General features: G+C 32.8%; 14 protein-coding genes. 6 read left to right on the top strand and 8 right to left on the bottom strand.

What is annotated here, in order from left to right:
• The first annotated feature begins 1 nt into the window (after window position 1).
• Both ETU08_RS02490 and ETU08_RS02485 read left to right on the top strand, forming a co-directional pair.
• Window positions 2-985, top strand: a complete 984-nt coding sequence (locus tag ETU08_RS02490) for a hypothetical protein (RefSeq protein ID WP_146261434.1) — start codon at window positions 2-4, stop codon at window positions 983-985.
• Between the two features lie 225 nt (window positions 986-1,210).
• Entirely contained in the window at window positions 1,211-2,188 is a 978-nt protein-coding gene (locus ETU08_RS02485) for a polyphosphate kinase 2 family protein (protein WP_146261433.1), read from the top strand.
• Window positions 2,189-2,558: 370 nt separating this feature from the next.
• Here the strand turns inward: ETU08_RS02485 and ETU08_RS02480 are convergent, their stop codons facing one another.
• The 8 genes from ETU08_RS02480 to ETU08_RS02440 all read right to left on the bottom strand — a co-directional run bounded on the left by ETU08_RS02480 (window position 2,559) and on the right by ETU08_RS02440 (window position 10,708).
• A complete protein-coding gene (locus ETU08_RS02480) occupies window positions 2,559-3,869 on the bottom strand; it encodes a hypothetical protein (RefSeq protein ID WP_146261432.1) in 1,311 nt (436 codons plus the stop codon).
• Between the two features lie 713 nt (window positions 3,870-4,582).
• On the bottom strand, window positions 4,583-5,080 hold the full coding sequence (locus tag ETU08_RS02470; protein ID WP_146261430.1) for a hypothetical protein: 498 nt from the start codon (window positions 5,078-5,080) through the stop codon (window positions 4,583-4,585).
• A 9-nt stretch (window positions 5,081-5,089) separates the two neighbouring features.
• Window positions 5,090-5,668, bottom strand: coding sequence for a DUF3119 family protein (locus ETU08_RS02465; RefSeq protein WP_146261429.1), 579 nt, complete (start codon window positions 5,666-5,668; stop codon window positions 5,090-5,092).
• Window positions 5,669-5,769: 101 nt separating this feature from the next.
• The gene (locus ETU08_RS02460; RefSeq protein ID WP_146261428.1) at window positions 5,770-6,351 is read right to left on the bottom strand and encodes a hypothetical protein; all 582 of its coding nucleotides are present in this window, start codon (window positions 6,349-6,351) and stop codon (window positions 5,770-5,772) included.
• Entirely contained in the window at window positions 6,348-7,421 is a 1,074-nt protein-coding gene (locus tag ETU08_RS02455) for a LysM peptidoglycan-binding domain-containing protein (RefSeq protein WP_146261427.1), read from the bottom strand. The genes ETU08_RS02460 and ETU08_RS02455 overlap by 4 nt, the downstream gene beginning before the upstream one ends.
• A 5-nt stretch (window positions 7,422-7,426) precedes the next feature.
• The gene (locus tag ETU08_RS02450; protein ID WP_146261426.1) at window positions 7,427-8,449 is read right to left on the bottom strand and encodes a phage baseplate assembly protein V; all 1,023 of its coding nucleotides are present in this window, start codon (window positions 8,447-8,449) and stop codon (window positions 7,427-7,429) included.
• Window positions 8,449-9,615, bottom strand: a complete 1,167-nt coding sequence (locus ETU08_RS02445; RefSeq protein ID WP_146261425.1) for a phage late control D family protein — start codon at window positions 9,613-9,615, stop codon at window positions 8,449-8,451. The genes ETU08_RS02450 and ETU08_RS02445 overlap by 1 nt, the downstream gene beginning before the upstream one ends.
• A gap of 328 nt (window positions 9,616-9,943) precedes the next feature.
• Entirely contained in the window at window positions 9,944-10,708 is a 765-nt protein-coding gene (locus tag ETU08_RS02440) for a Kdo domain containing protein (RefSeq protein ID WP_185145261.1), read from the bottom strand.
• Window positions 10,709-10,826: 118 nt separating this feature from the next.
• Here ETU08_RS02440 and porW point away from each other — a divergent pair, with 118 nt between their 5' ends.
• The 4 genes from porW to recJ all read left to right on the top strand — a co-directional run bounded on the left by porW (window position 10,827) and on the right by recJ (window position 16,714).
• Complete coding sequence (gene porW, locus ETU08_RS02435) at window positions 10,827-13,169, top strand: type IX secretion system periplasmic lipoprotein PorW/SprE (RefSeq protein WP_146261423.1); 2,343 nt, start codon at window positions 10,827-10,829, stop codon at window positions 13,167-13,169.
• A gap of 109 nt (window positions 13,170-13,278) precedes the next feature.
• Complete coding sequence (locus ETU08_RS02430) at window positions 13,279-14,403, top strand: 5-(carboxyamino)imidazole ribonucleotide synthase (protein WP_146261422.1); 1,125 nt, start codon at window positions 13,279-13,281, stop codon at window positions 14,401-14,403.
• Complete coding sequence (gene purE / locus ETU08_RS02425; RefSeq protein WP_146261421.1) at window positions 14,400-14,915, top strand: 5-(carboxyamino)imidazole ribonucleotide mutase; 516 nt, start codon at window positions 14,400-14,402, stop codon at window positions 14,913-14,915. Before ETU08_RS02430 ends, purE begins: the two co-directional genes overlap by 4 nt.
• 89 nt (window positions 14,916-15,004) lie before the next feature.
• A complete protein-coding gene (recJ, locus tag ETU08_RS02420; RefSeq protein WP_146261420.1) occupies window positions 15,005-16,714 on the top strand; it encodes a single-stranded-DNA-specific exonuclease RecJ in 1,710 nt (569 codons plus the stop codon).
• The last annotated feature ends 15 nt before the right edge of the window (window positions 16,715-16,729 follow it).

Raw genomic sequence — 16,729 nt, 5'->3', positions numbered from 1 at the left:
AATGAAATATACTTCAAAACTACTAATTATTCTGAGTTTTTATTGTTCAACGATAAATTGTGTTAAAGGTCAAAATACTTTTGGTAATGTTAGGTCAGAATCCATATTTAAGGATTTTCCTTATACCAAATTTGTAGATATTGCTTATAGTCCTAGTACTTCTTCAGATTATAGAATAAAACAAGAAGGTTCTAAAATAGAAACGGGGAAGTTGCATGAGGAGAAAATGAGGATAAATTTTTTGGTGCCTGTGTACAAAAAACCAGGAAAATTTGAAATATTAGCAGGAGGTTCTTATAAGTACCAAACTTACCATTTTACAGAGGTTGAAAATGATAAAACAAATCCATCATTTTTCAATCTTAATTCTAAAGAAGAAACGCATTATTTTTCAGGAAACCTAACTGGAATTTATTATGCAAAAATCATGAATAAATTAGTGGTTTTAAATGCCAATTTGTTGGTGGATGGTTCCAACCAAGGTTATGAAAGAACAATTGCTAGTTTTACGGCGACCCTTCCGCTTTATAAAAGTGATAAAACGTATTTTGCCTTAGGGGCTTATTTTACCACTTCACATTCTCGCTTGTTACCCCTAATGCCTACCCTTATTTATCAACATAAAATAAAGGACGGTCCTTGGTATATAGATGCTGTTCTGCCTAAATCTTTGTATTTAAGGCGAATGATTAATGAAAAAAGTAGGTTTTCTGCCGGTTTTTGGTTAGATCCTTCTGCTTCCTTTATTTATCCAGACCAAAAAGGGTTTAAGCAGGTCTATGTTTTTAATAAAGTAGAGGTTAAATTGGATGTAAAATACGAACAAAATTTGAATGAGAATTTTGGGTTTCAAATACAGGGTGGAATTTCTCAACCTTACAAAGGAGTTTTTCGTGAAACCAATTCCAGCCGAAATTTTGCTGACTTGTACCAAGACATGAATTTTTACCTCAATGCCGGGATTTTTTATAAATTAAAAAAATAGGTCTCGCAAAAGTAATTTAGCTCTAAAAATTAGAGCTATAAACTAAGGCTTAAATATATATAGTTTTATCTAAAAACAAATTTTTATTATATTTAGATAAAATACAACTAAGCTTCTCAATAAAATGATCCTTTGGTTTTAGGTTGTTAAAGTTAAAAAAGTAAAGGTTTCCATTTTTTGGGTTTGTCTTTTAGTATGTATAACACTTATAATTGTATTGAAAGGATGGAAAAAAAAGTATTAAATAAATTTTTAGCTAAACCCAAAGAGAAACATAAGGTTGCAGATTTTAGTTCTAATTATACAGCAGATATAACCAAAGAAGAAGCGGAAACTTTATTGCAGAATAATATTCTTGAGATGAGAAAATTGCAAGATCGTTTGTATGCACAAGACCAGCATTCTGTGCTTTTAATTTTTCAAGCCATGGATGCTGCCGGTAAAGACGGAACTATTAAGCACGTAATGTCGGGGATTAACCCGCAAGGTTGCCAGGTATTTTCCTTTAAACAACCATCGCAAGAGGAATTGGATCATGATTTTCTTTGGAGAATTCATAAAGCCATTCCTGAAAAGGGTAGGATGGGTATTTTTAATCGCTCGCATTATGAAGATGTATTAATTACCAAGGTTCATCCTTCTATTTTATTGGGAAGTAAATTGCCACATATACAATCTCTGAAAGATGTGAATGAAGATTTTTGGAACCGTCGTTATAAACACATCAACGATTTTGAAAATTATTTGGTGGATAACGGAACGCTTATTCTTAAATTTTTCCTTAACGTTTCTAAAGATGAACAAAAAAATAGATTTCTGTCTCGTTTGGAAGATGAAACTAAAAATTGGAAATTTTCAATTTCTGATTTAAAAGAAAGGGCTTACTGGGACGATTATATGAAAGTGTATTCAGACCTTTTAACCGAAACTTCCACGGAGGTAGCTCCATGGTATGTAATTCCGGCGGATAATAAATGGTTTATGAGGTATGTGGTTAGCCAGATTATTTGCGATAAAATGAGAGAATTAAACGTACAATATCCTACTTTAACCCAAGAAGATAAAGAGAATTTAGAAAAAGCAAAGCTTTTACTCCAAGAGGAAGAAAAGAAGAAAGAGGATAAAAAGGACGACAAACCCAAGGTTGAGCCTACCTTAAAAGATAAGAAAAAGGATAAAAAGAAAGCCAAGAAGAAAAATTAATTTTTTTTCTTTCTACCAATTCAAAGAAATATTCCCAGCCTAAGTTTGTAAACTTAGGCTGAGTTTTTGGTAGTAGAAAACAACCTGTATTGTGTACAAATTTTAGCAAAAAAAGCAAATCTGTCTATTATTGATTGTTCATGCATTTCATAAACCCACTCCTAAATTTTTAAATTCTTTCATCGAAGATTACGAATGATTAACCAATAGTTTCCAACTAGTATTTAGTTGATCTAAATTTTATTTTCTCCCTTATAGATCCCAAGTTATATTGGCAGTATTTACTTTTTTCATATTTTGAATATTTCATGAAATGAAAAGCGCAGATATATTTTTGTATTTCATATAAATATTCCAACAATTGAAGGAATTAATCAATGGGCGTATTGGCAACAATATGGGTTCCGGCTACTTTTAAATCTTTTGCGGCTGCTCTTGCCAAATCAGAACGAGAGGCTTCAGAAAATAGCGTGGAAATAAAGGGCATTACAAATAAAACTCCTTGGGCAGTTGTTGTTAAACGAGTTTTGGTTGCTTCTGCTCCATCTTTTACCATAGTAGGATTTATTCTTCGTGGATTATAATTTTCCATGTCTCTTACTTGTTTGGAATATTTGCCATTATTCAGTTCTTCCAATAATTTTTGTGCCTCCGGGTCTCTATTCAACACCGGTCTGGACTTTCCTTTGTGCTTAGCCAATTTTATGTTTAGTTCAGCGTCTTTTAAAGTGTGAGGTAAATTTTTGGTTCCTTGAATTAAATTTTCTAAATAAATAATGTTGTATTTTCCGTTTGCATCTACGCCCACCTTGGCTATGTCCGAAACATCTTGTGTTACATCGTCCGGTTTTTCTACGGAGGGCCAAAAAGTATTTTTATCGATATTTGTCTCCTGTTCTTTTCCATTCACTACTTGGGTTTCTTTGTAATTGTTCATGGCATCGTAGGTAGCATTGTCTTTTAAATCGCCAATGTTTTCGTTCCATGTTCTTATACCTGCTCTTTCTGCATAAAAAATAGCACTAAAGGCAACAAATCCGGCTGCAAATTTCCCTGTAATAATACTTCCTGCCATAAATTTACCACCCAAGGTGGTTGCAGAGCCTACGGAGGCAAAGGCTGAGGGAAGGAAAAACCCGGCACCAAAGGAGGCTGCGGTATTCAACCCCAGTTCCCAGCGGTTGTTGGAAGCAATAGCTTCTGCGGCTTTTTTAGCAGTGGCTTCGCTAAAAAAAGGGGTTAGAACCCCACCGTTTCCACATTTTAAAATGGAAGAACGGGTAACTGCCGTATAACCGTTAAAGCGAACGCTTCCATGTACCAAAAACCATTTTCCGCCCCCTAAAGGGTCTGTGCATTTATGACTAGCTGCTTTTACTAAATAACATACTCCAATAGTAGCTGTTACTCCAACTGCAATCCAACCTATAGGTCCACTTGCAACTAAGGCTAATCCAGCAGCAAATGCTAAAAATGAACTAGCCAACGCCCAAGGAGATTTACAGGTAAAAGCCTCATTTAAATTTCGATCTTGAATGGTTAAAAGAACTTTTTCTCCACTGCTTTTGCCGTGAAAAACGCTCGGTTTATCACGCGAATGCGAGAATTTTTTAGGGTTGGTCCCTAGTTGGTAAGTGCAAACTGAAAAAACCTCATCTTTGGATAAATAAGAAGTGCCCATATTCTAATAATTTAAGTAATTACTTATAAATTCTAAATGTTGAAACCAACCTGTATTTCCCGTTAATAATGAAAATAAAATTATAAGGACAAACAAAAAAGCAGATAATATTAGTAGAAAAGGAATTAAAGCTATACTATAAATAATATAATCTAAGAATATTTGTTTTTTTGTGACTTTTTGTATGAAGGAATTTTTAAGAAGTGCAATGTTAGAGTAATCATCCCCACTCCATTTCATATTCTTATTATTTGTAGTAATCCAAAAATAAAAATTATCTTTTTTATGATTTATACGTAGTACATAACCTAACTTTTTCTTAGGAAATAAGGGAAACAGATTAAAATTTAAAATATCTGAATATAAAAAAATTTTGTTTTCTTTTCCATCAATTAATAATTGATTTTCTTTAAAAATTAAATTAAAAAACTTAGTTGATTTCTGTTCAAGTGCAATAAGAGATCCAACTATAACGATAAGTGAAAATATAATAAAATATATTCGATCATAATTGAATCTGCTGGAGATATTCATCACAAGTGTGAGTGAAAAAATTAACACTACTATTGATATAATAAATATTTTAAAATTTATAGTCCTTAATTGTATTTTTTTATTCATCATATTAAATTTTTAAAGAAAGAAAATTAACCAGATAAAAATGCCGAGAAGTATTAAAATCGAAAGGATGGCAATGATCCAAGGGAAATAGCCTAAAATTTTAAAAATGTATCTTGATAAGTTTCTTTTTTATTGAGAAGTAACATATTAAAATATTTATATATCTTGATAAAGTCTTGATCATCTGAATTTTGTCTATTATCAAAATTTTTAGGGCATATCCAATAATAATGATTTTTATTAGATTTGATTCTTATCATAAATCCCATTTTCTTTATAACCAAATAGTAAATATTATAATTCTTTATTTGATTGTAAGGGATATAGTAAACTTTATCTTCTTCACTATTTATAATTAATGAGTCCGAGGAAAAAGTGAAAGTAAATAGTTTTGCCATTCTTTTTATCCAAAAATAACCAGCCCCGGTAATTATAGATCCAAAACATATAATGAACATGGTTTGATTAGATGTATTTTGGATATTTTCAGCTAATTTAGCCATTAGAATAATAGCTAAAAAAATTATAGGTATAGATATTAAATATACCTTATTATCAAGTACACGCAATTGTATTTTTTTGTTCATCATGTTAAATTTTTAAAGAAAGAAAATAAGCCAAATAAAAAAAGTTAATAAGCATAAAAGTGATAATATTAGTAAACTCCAAAATAAAGGTTTCCAAAGTAATATTATCTTATCCCAAAAAATTTTCTTTTTATATAGAGGTGAAAGATTCAAAAATTTGTATATTTTTATATGATCATCATCATCAGTGGTCTGTTTCTTAAAGAAATTTTTAGGACAAACCCAATAGAAATAATTCTTATCTGCTTGAAATCTAATTAAATACTCTCTTTTTTTAAAGCTTACATAATATAAGTTGTAATTTTTTATATTGGAATAGGGGAAAGATAGCTTTTGCTTATCTTCTTTATAAATATTTAAAGAATTTTCAGTAAATTCAAAGGTTATTAGTTTTGTGCTTTTCTCTACGATAATAGCATAAATACCACCCACCAAATAACATAAACCTATTACAGCACCAGTTATATATGTGGTATTATGAATATATTCAGATATTAAATATGAAAATATCCCAAAAACCATAGCTACAAATATGAAACCGATAAAAAACACTTTGCTGTTTATAGTTCTTAATTGTATTTTTTTATTCAAAATATCTGTTTTTAATTATAAATATTAATCAAAATTTTAAGCTTTATTATCCTTAAAGTGTATAAATAATAAAAATAATAATAATTTAAGATAAAATTTAATTATTTATTATACAGATATAAAGAAATAACTACTACAATAATTGATAAAAATATAATAATTAAAGGCACATAAAATAAAAATAATATAAAATAATCTATTAATATTTTACCTCTATTAATATTTTTCTTATTAAAATTATTAGTTAGCTTTAAATAATCATCTTGTTTTATTATATGATCTTTATTCCAACTAATCCAATCGACAACATATAAATAATTTTTATCAGCTTCTATTCTTACTATATATCCCATTTTTTTTAAAATTAAATGATATAAATTATAATTTTTTATGGTAGGGTAATAGATGCTATATGTTCTCTTATTTTTTGAGATCATTTTTTCTTCTATAATTTCAATTTCATTATCTTTAAAAGAAAAAGTAACTTCTATCATTTGTTTTCTTAACAATGAATAAGCGAGAATTAAAAATGTAGTTAAAGAAAAAATTATAAAATAAGTTTGATTTACCGTTTGTTTCAACCATCCAGCAATAATATATATACCATAGGTTATCGGGAGAATTAGTATAAGCCAAAGAAAAACAACTTTTAATTTTACCGCTTTTATAATTACTTTTTTCATAGTTCTACCTGTTTAATTGTAAATTCAGTCATAGCTTCAAAATTATTTTTTATTTTTTCACATAAAGCTGCTTTTGCCTCTAGCAAATGGTTATTTTTATTTTCAATAGTATAAGTGATTCGGTATACATAAGAAAACTCCGTGTAACTATATTTAATAAGAGGTTTGTACCATTCGTTGTACATTTTTTCCAGTTCTTCCTCTAATATATGGGTACGATCCAAGGTACCTACCAAACGGTAGGTAGTTGTAAAATTATCTTCTTTTACTTTAGATTTTACAACAGGGATAGTAAGTTCTAAATTAGGAAAGAGCTGAGAAAACTGTTTAAGAGTATAATCCTTCAATTCATCTCCTACATTGGCACGGAGTAAAATATGGAAAAATAAATTTTTCCCTAATGTGCTACCTAAAAGCTGGGAGGATGAAAATTCTTTATTTCCCGTATCTATTACATCTTGTGCCTGTTTCGGGGTTTGTTCTTTTAAACTTTGATAAAGAGCATCAGTAGGCAAAACCTTATTTTTAAAGTTGTCCCATTCTTGTCTTAATTCCCCTAAGTTTAAGATTTCTCTTATTTCTCCTTTATTGTTCTGGGAAAAAGAAATTTTTTTCTTTAGCTCTTCAATTTTCTTTGCAAATTCAAAAGCTCCTTTAAAATGGATGGGTTCTACGGATAGCTGATAATCTTCAAGAAGAATTTGTAAAATTTTTTTGTCTTCTTTGTCTGCAGAAAAAAGATATTCTGTATTTATATGGGCAGAAAAGGTTATAATTTCTTGTTTTATTCTTGAAATGTTTAGCTGTTCGCACCTATACCTAGCCAGAGGTTCAAAATGGTAGGATGGCATTGTAGGTACTGTAGGTTTTATAACTATTTCCTCTACAACGGGAATCCTTATTTTTTGCATCGCCGAAGCATATTCTGCTCCTCCAAAGAAACCGCTGTAGAAAGTTCGCATTTCAGGATTGGCTTTCTTTAATTCCTCTATGCTTATATTATATTTTTGGGCAATTGCAGAAAGCTTTTCCTCGCCTTCTACCCAATGAAGTTTATATTCTTCGCTCATTGTATCTAATTTATATCAACTTCTTCCCCTTGGATATTTACATTTTTATCAATTTTAATTCCCGGATCTGCTCCTGGTTTTCCTACTTCAGTTAATTCAGATCCTATGACTTTGGTTTCTACCCCCGTGGCTGTTATTTTATTACCATTTATATGAATAGTGCCATCTGAGAACATTTCAAAAGTACTAGCACCTACATTTATTTTTAAACTCTTGGTACCGTTTAAAGTTATTTCTCCTGTGTTAGTCATGGAAAATTTCGCCTGCCCATCCGGAGATTCTTTGGTAGCCCCTACCGTAATCGTATGGCTGGCAGAAGTACCTAAGGAAGAATTTCCGGCCCCATCAAAATTCATACTAGTTTGTCCATGATCTTCTAATATTACTGAACCTGCCTGATCGTTCATTAATAATTTATTCCCGCTGGCAGTTTGTAAACCTTTGATAAAATTCCCGGCACCCCCGTGTCCGGATTTTCCTTTTCCGTTAAACATAGCGCCTAGGCTTACCGGCTTTTCTGCATTTCCATTTTCAAAGCTTACAATCACTTCTTCGCCGATTTCGGGTATTACATGCATCCCTTTGCCCTCTCCTGCATAGGGGGTGATGGATCGGATCCAAGGGCTTTGTCCTCCAAAGGCTTTTTGCCAAGGAAACTGCACTCGTATACGACTCATGCCCTCAGGGTCGTTGTTGTCGATAACAGTAGCCGAATGTTCTTCACAGACAGGGAAAGCATCTTCATCCATATAAGGAGGAACTTCGTTGTCTTTCGGGATGGCTACGATTTGGTTGTAATAAGCCTCGGTTACGTCTTGGAAGTGATAGATTTCTATAATGCGGTAGGTTTCTAAAGGAACTTCTCCATTTTTAAAGATAGGATGTCCCGGCATCCAAGCTTTAAGTTTTACATTGTCCCCTACTTTCAGGTTAGGATTATTGGTTTTGGCTTCCATAAAAAAGACATTTTGTCTTTTTTGTTTTTGTCTTTTTACGGCTTGTTTAAGTTCGTATTCGCCCCCTTCCATCAGGCTGTGGTTAAGGAGGTAGGTACTTTGGAATAGATGGTTTCTGAGGCTTGTATGGCGTATTGTTGGAAAGGGTTAACCAGACGTCTGCTAAGGGAAACTGATTCTGAGTCTACGTTATGCGCTTGGGCTTGTTTAGGATCGTAGGAAATATAGTTAAATTTTTGGGGGACTAGTTCCATTTTCAGGCTACAGTCGTAAACGTCTTGCTCTTCTACAAGCTCCCAGGTTTTTCCCGCGTAAGGACCGAAGACGATTTGTTGCCCGTCGTAGTACAGCCATTCTCCGTAGCGAGTGGCTAAGCGTTTGATAAAGTTCCAGTCGGATTCTCGGTATTGTACGGTGTAAGGTATTTTTTCTTTCTGTAGAGGTTGGATCTTCCATTGGACTAGGTCTTGAGGGTATTCAGCCGTGGCTTTTCGTATGATGTTTTCCAGGTCTGCGTTTTCAAAGCTTTGGCTGTCCAATCCATTTTCCAGCAATATAGTAGGCGATTTTCCGGTAAGGATGAGTTGGGATTCTCCGTTCTCTCGTTTGTTTTTTATATGAGTAATTATGCCCGTGTATACTTGTGCAGGAGCTCCGTACTGGATAAATTGTATAGTAGTTCTTTTACCAAGAAAACTGCGAGCTTTTTCTAAGGGATAGGCATTGGGGCCGTCAATGGCTTCGGCAGAGCATTTAATGGTAAAGGTATCATGCTCGGTAGCCTTTTGTTCAATTTCAACCACAAAGTGGCTGTCGGCAAGTACGCGTTCTCTACCTATGGTTATTTTGCTGTAAACAATATGGGAATTAGCTAGGTTGGTTTCGGGGTCTCCGCCGTAAGTGGCTATCAGTGAATTTACTCCTTTAAACTCAGCAAACTGCTCCGGAGTAATGAGTCCGTTGGGCAGGCTGGTTAAATCTCCTGGAATGATTTTTTTTATTTCTTGGGCTTGATGGGTGATTTCTTTTGCTGTTTCTGTAGCTTTTTTAGCTTTATCTATGGTTTCTTGCGCAGGAGCGGTGAGTTCGGTGAGTTTATCGGCAAGTTGATCTTCTAAATTAGATAATTTATTGTTGAGTCCACTTACATCTGCGGCGCTTTCAACTATATTTTTGGAAGAAAGGTTAGGTTTAGATAAATTGGCTCCTTTGTTTAAATTGGGGTCAAGTATGCTCATTATTATATTTTTTAATTAAAAATTTAAGATTAATTATAAACAAATGTAATAAAAAATAAGAAAGATTTAAAAATAAAAATTAAACCATTCTTTCAAAAGTAAGAACAAGGGAATTAAATTTTGAAAAGTAATTTCGGTGTTGTAATTGTTATTCAATACATCAATAGTTATAAACTAGTGATAGGGGATATGTTCTAAAGAAATGGGATGCGCAACGGTTCAATATCCTTATAAGAAAAAAAGTGCATTTTAACCATAGGAGAGAATTTAATAGCCTAAACCTCTTTATATAAGAATGAATTTCAGAAAAAATAAGTTGAAGAAGGATTTATATTTTTTTTCCCATCAGTTTCTTTAATCTCTTTTTTAAACGAGCTTTAGACTCAATTTTACGATTGAATATTTGCTGGTAATGGAACATCCTTTCACGAACTTCAGACAAAGGATAGCCGGATACTTTGGAATATTCTTCCATAAAAATATCTAAAAAAGGTTGTTCTTTAATATTGTTGGATAGGCTTTTCATCTTTACTTCAAAAGATAAATTCTCATGAAATTCCATACGGTTTAAATCCACCAAGTACATATTATATTCTTGGTTATTTCTTTGAACAAGAGTATTCCCCGGGGTGTTGTCCTTGATGTATACCCCTTTGCTATGTACATAAGCAGAAAATCTAGCGTAGGCTTGTACGGCTAAAAAAGCATCGGGTTGATCGTAGATTTCACGGATCGTAAAATCGTAAGGAGTGTATTGGCAAATGTAGTAGCTGGAAGTGATTCCAAAGAAATCAGAATTTTCAATATAAGCCATAGGCTCAGGATTTAAAATTCCTAATTGCAACAATTGCAATCCGTGTTCGTAAGAACGTCTAGCCTTAGATTTTCGCAGGTATTTATACGCAATTTTATTTACCCAGTGTGGTTTTTTAAAACTTTTGATAGCGATATATCCCTCCTGAAATGGAATTTTTTTAATCACATTTCTTTCTGGATTTCCCAAAATCTCCGAATAAGAATCAAAGTTTTCCACCATTTGTTTAAAATTTTTTTGGAAGCTCTTATATTTTGGGGATACAATAAATTTCTGCATGGCTATCTTTAAGTTAAGATATGCTTATATGAAGGATAAGCAATACCTTGGTGGATATGTGCAACAAATATAGAATATTTTCGTTTTTTTAAGTAGTTTTGTTTTAGTTTAAATAGAAATGAAAAAATTTTTTTGCTTGCTTTTCATGGCTTCGGTAGTAACTTCATGTTCTACCAAAAAAACAGGAGTAACGAGCCGTACCTATCATAGAATAACCTCTTGGTACAACACCATATTTAATGGGAATGTTACTTTGGAAGAAAATTTAAAGTCTAAAAGAGAAGCTTACAGAGATAATTTTTCGGAAATTATAAAAGTAGACCCTATAGATCCTTTTGAAGAAAGTTCTTTGGAAGAAGAAATGACGATGTATTCTATTCCTAAACAAAACAATACACTCTCAAACTTTAATTCAATTTTAGGTGTAGGCAATAATATCACTACAGAAAGTCCCAAAACCCAAGGATTAAACCGAGTAATAGAAAAGGGGAAAAATGCCATTGAAAATCATTCTATGCTAATTAAAGGAAAAGAATACAATTCCATGTTGGGAGAGGCTTATTTATTACTGGCAAGAGCCTATTATTACAAGCAGGAACCTTTTGAGGCTTTGAATTATTTAAATATAATGAATGGTTCCTTAGTGAAAAATAGACAAGAAAAAGAAGCAAAAATATATTTAGCCTTAGCCCAAGAACAAGCAGGAAATACCTTTGAGGCAGACGAGGTATATACACAATTGTTAAAAGAAAAGCTTAAAAAGCAAGACCGAAAGCTTTTGTACAATTCCTACGCACAGTACTTGCTTAATCAGGAACGTTACCCGGAAGCCATTACCTCCTTAGAAACAGCAAAAAAGTTCAATAAAGGGAAGTATACAAAAGGAAGATATAGCTTTATACAAGGGCAACTTTCAGAAAAATTAAACAAGGAGGAAGATGCTATCAATTATTATCAGATGGCTTACAAGAAAAAACCTTCTCCTGAATTAGAAATCAAATCACAGATCGCTTTGTCCGGTTTATTGAAAGGGGATTCAACAGATTACCAGCAAAGAATAAAGTTTTTGAAAAAACTAACCCGTCAGGGATTGTACCAATCTAGAAAAAACGAGCTGTACTATGCCATGGCGGTTGCTGCGCATAAACAAAAGCGAGACGAGGAGGCTAAGGAATTTTACATTCAATCTTTAAAAGAAAAAGAAAGTGATCCACAAATACGGGGGTTGGTATATCGCTCTTTGGGAGATTTATATTTTTCAAAACCCGACTATGTATATGCAGGGGCTTATTACGACAGTGCCGTTGCAAAGATTATGGATCCGGAGATGAAACGAAAATTAATGGTGAAAAATAAAACTTTAAAAGAGGTAATTCAAAAGTATTATTTGATAAAGAAAAACGATAGCATACTATCTGTAGCAAATATGAATCCGGATGAGCAAAGAAATTACTTTCAAAAACACATTGACCGTTTAAAAGAAGAGGAAGAAAAAAACCGAATCGCTTTGGAAAAGGAATTAGAGAGTGAAAATACTACGGTTTTTGAAACTGAATTTATGGGAGCGGGAACTACCCAAGTGGTAACAGCTACTCCAACGACAGGGAATAAGTGGTATTTTTATAATAATAGTTTAAAGCAAAACGGAATCTCTGATTTTAAAAAAAATTGGGGGGACAGATCCTTGATGGACAATTGGAGAATGTATAGAAAATCTTCAGTGAATTTAGATGAGGTGAAAGAACAATTGCTAGGAAAAAAAGATGCTAAAAACTCCCGAAGATTTGAAATCGACTATTACCTAGAAAAGTTGCCCAAAAACAAAGAAGATTTAGAGGCTTTAAAACAACAAAGAGACACAGCAGAGTTGTCTTTAGGGTTGATGTACTACGATAGATTTAATGATGTATCTTCTGCGGTGTTTGCCTTGGATCATTTAGTTTCCACCCCTCCTAAGGAGGATGAAGTGAAAGTGAAGGCTTTGTATAACCTTTACCGTATCAATAAAGAAAAGAATCCACAATTGGCAAGTAGATATTCCGACCGAGTGATTGCCGAATTTCCAAATACTAAGTATGCAGAAAGCATTTTAAACCCTTCAATAGACATTTTCAAATTAAATTCTACAGAGGCTACTGCTTTTTACGAAGAAGTTTACAAAAAATACGAAGAAGGCAAATACAAGGAAGTAAAAGCATTGGCAAATGAAGCTTTACAAAAGTTTCCGTCTGACGTTATGATTGGTAAATTTTCCTTACTAGCTGCATTTAGCGATGCCAAATTGGGAAATAAACAAGCTTTTTTAGAAAGTTTAGAAAGAATTTCCATAGCTTTTGAAGGGAAAGAAGAAGGGAAAAAAGCGAAAGAATTACTGAATTACTTTACTAAAAAAGAACTAGAAGAAAAAGCAAAACAATCACAGAAACCAAAAACTGAAAAAATTCCTCCCTCTGTACCCTAGGGGTTAGTCAAACTTTCAACTTTTTAAAATAAAGCTGTAAATTATCCGTAAGAATAGTGGGTAGGCAAGTAGGAAACTATTTATATTTGTGTGTAAATAATAAAGAGTAATGAAAATAGGAATTTTAGGTGGAGGACAATTGGGAAGAATGTTCATGCAGAATGCTATAAATTATCCATATACCATCGGTTTTTTAGAGCCAGATGCCGAAGCTTCATGTTCAATTTTTAAAAATTCTTTTACCGTTGGAGACTTTAAAGACTACACATCTGTACTAAATTTTGGAAAAGATAAAGATGTTATTAGTATAGAGATTGAGAATGTGAATGTAGAGGCTTTAAAAGAATTGAGAAATCAAGGAAAAAAAATTATACCAAGTCCAGAATGCTTGGAATTAATTAAAGATAAAGGGTTACAAAAAGAATTTTACAAAGAGAATCATCTGCCCAGTTCAGACTTTTATACGGTTCAGAATCGTAACGAACTTTTGAATCATCCTCAATTAAAATACCCTTTTGTACAAAAATTACGGGTGGGAGGCTACGATGGAAAGGGAGTACAAATTATAAAAAATGCGGAGGATTTGCAACAGGTTTGGGATGAGCCTTCGGTCATTGAAAATGTTGTTCCAATAAAAAAAGAATTGTCCGTTATAATTTCCAAAAATGAAAATGGGCAATCTTGCGTTTTTGACGTGGTAGAAATGGTTTTTGATGAGACTTTAAATCTTGTGGATTATCTTTTATCCCCAGCAGAAATTGAGGATAAAATAAAAGAAGTTGCTAAAGATATAAGTATACAAGCCATAGAAGCTTTAAATACACCCGGAATTTTTTGTGTAGAATTGTTTTTGTTGGAAGATGATTCGGTAATTATTAATGAAATAGCTCCAAGGGTCCACAATAGTGGACATCCTACTATAGAAGCCAATAGTTCTTCCCAATACGATCAAATGCTTCGAGTTTTAGCAAATCTACCCTTGGGGGATGTTTGTATTAGAGAGTGCTCTGCCATGGTCAATGTAATCGGTGATCCCAAACAAGAAGGGGAAGCGGAGTATGTAGGTATAGAAGATTTAATTTCCTTGCCCCAAACGTATTTGCATTTGTATGGTAAACGCATCACTAAGCCTGGAAGAAAGATGGGGCATGTAACCGTACTAGGGAAGAATAAGGAAGAAATAGTTGAAAAAATTAATTTTATAAAATCAAAATTTAAAGTTATAGCCCAATGAGCTCAGCCTTAGTAGGAATTATAATGGGAAGCGACAGTGATTTACCTGTTATGGAACAAGCCGTAGAAATCTTAAACGAGATGGAAATCCCTTACGAATTAACCATTGTATCTGCGCATAGAACTCCAGATCGAATGGTTGAATATTCAAAATCTGCGTATGCAAGAGGATTAAAAGTAATAATAGCTGGAGCCGGAGGAGCGGCTCACCTTCCAGGGATGGTAGCTTCGCAAACCACATTGCCCGTGATAGGTGTACCTATAAAATCCTCAAATTCAATTGATGGATGGGATTCAATTTTATCTATTCTACAAATGCCCAATGGTATACCCGTGGCAACTGTAGCTTTAAATGCTGCAAAAAATGCAGGTATTTTAGCCGCCCAAATGCTTTCTCCTTTTTCAGAAGAAATTACAAAAAAGTTAGAACAATTCCGAAAAGTAAATGAAATTAAAGTTCTTCAAGCGGTTGAAAAAGTAAAAAAAAGATTCCCTAACGATTACGATGGATAAGTTTTAAACCTGTTATCATTAACCCTCTATTTTAAAATATTCTACTACTCATTTATCAGACTCATTGAAAATGAGTATCTTTGTGAGCTATGCAAAATCGATGGGTTCTACGATCTAAATCTGACAAAGATCAAATCAATACGCTTGCAGAAGAGTTAAACTTTCCTGTTGAAATTGCTTGTCTTTTGTTACAAAGAAAGATTGATACCTTTGATAAAACAAAATTATTTTTTAAACCTTCTTTAGATGAGTTACACGATCCTTTTTTGATGAAGGATATGGAAATTGCAACAGAAAGAATTTTGCTTGCGATTGAAAAAAAAGAAAAAATACTCATTTATGGTGATTACGATGTAGATGGAACTACTTCCGTAGCTATGTTTTATATGTTTCTACATTCTTTTTACGAAAAGGTAGAATATTATATTCCAGACAGGTATCAGGAAGGTTATGGAGTGTCTTACCAAGGAGTAGATTATGCCATAGAAAATAATTTTTCTCTTATAATAACTTTAGATTGTGGGATAAAGGAAGTGGAGAAAGTTTTATATGCAAAAGAAAACCAAATAGACTTTATCGTTTGTGATCATCATTTGCCGGGGGAAATCTTACCGCCAGCAGTCGCAAACTTAGATCCCCAAAGACCTGATTGCGAATATCCATGCAAACATTTGAGTGGATGTGGAGTAGGGTTTAAATTAATGCAGGCACTGTCACAAAAAAAAAATATTTCTTCCCCTGATATATATTCCTACTTAGATTTGGTAGCTATAAGTATAGCTGCAGATATAGTTCCGTTGATAGAGGAAAATAGAATATTAACTTATTTTGGTTTGAGACAGTTAATAGAAAAACCTAGAGTTGGATTGAAATTTTTTCTACCAAAAGAAGTTAGAGAAACCTTTTCGGTTAGTAATATTGTTTTTGGAATAGCCCCAAAAATTAATGCTGCTGGTAGAATTAGCCATGCACATAATGCAGTAGAATTATTAATTTCACAAAATGAGATAGAAGCTCGTAGGATTTATTCACAAATCAATGAGTTAAATAATGAGAGAAGAGAGCTAGACGCTAATATAACTACCGAAGCTATTCTTGAAATAAAAAAAACTGGGCAGACAGAAAATTACTCTACCGTTGTCTATAACAAAAATTGGCACAAAGGAGTAATTGGGATTGTAGCTTCGCGATTGATTGAAGAATACTACCGCCCCACTTTAGTATTTACGGAGGGTAAAAATGATGATTTGGTAGCTTCTGCCAGAAGTGTAGTTGGTTTTGATATATATAGTGCTCTGGAACGCACTTCTGAATATTTAGAACAATTTGGAGGTCATATGTATGCTGCAGGACTTACTTTAAAAAAAGAAAATTTTATTCCTTTTAAAGAAAAATTTGAGACAATAGTTAAAGAAACCATCAAAGAAAACCAAAGAACGCCGGTCATAGAAATCGATGAAGAAATTTCTTTAAAATCAATAAACAAGCGGTTCTTTAAACTGATTCATTACTTTGAACCTTTTGGGCCAGGAAATTTAAGACCTGTTTTCCTTGCTAAAAATGTATCTTTTGGAGGATATTTTACTCTTATGGGAAGAGAAAAAGAGCATTTAAAAATGACAGTTTTTCAAGATAATCTTAAAAACTCTTTTGAAGTAATAGCCTTTAAAATGGGGCATTTAATCCATAAATTTGAAAAATATCCCTTTGATATGGTTTTTTCTCTGTATGAAAATTTTTGGCAAGGAAAAACATTCTATCAATTGCAAATTAAAGATGTATTATTTAAAGAAGAATAATTTCATTAAGCATAC

The organism is Apibacter muscae (assembly GCF_007845635.1).
Classification (GTDB): domain Bacteria; phylum Bacteroidota; class Bacteroidia; order Flavobacteriales; family Weeksellaceae; genus Apibacter; species Apibacter muscae.
The sequence above is the reverse complement of the archived record's forward strand: the minus strand, read 5'-3'. Positions and strand labels throughout refer to the sequence as shown.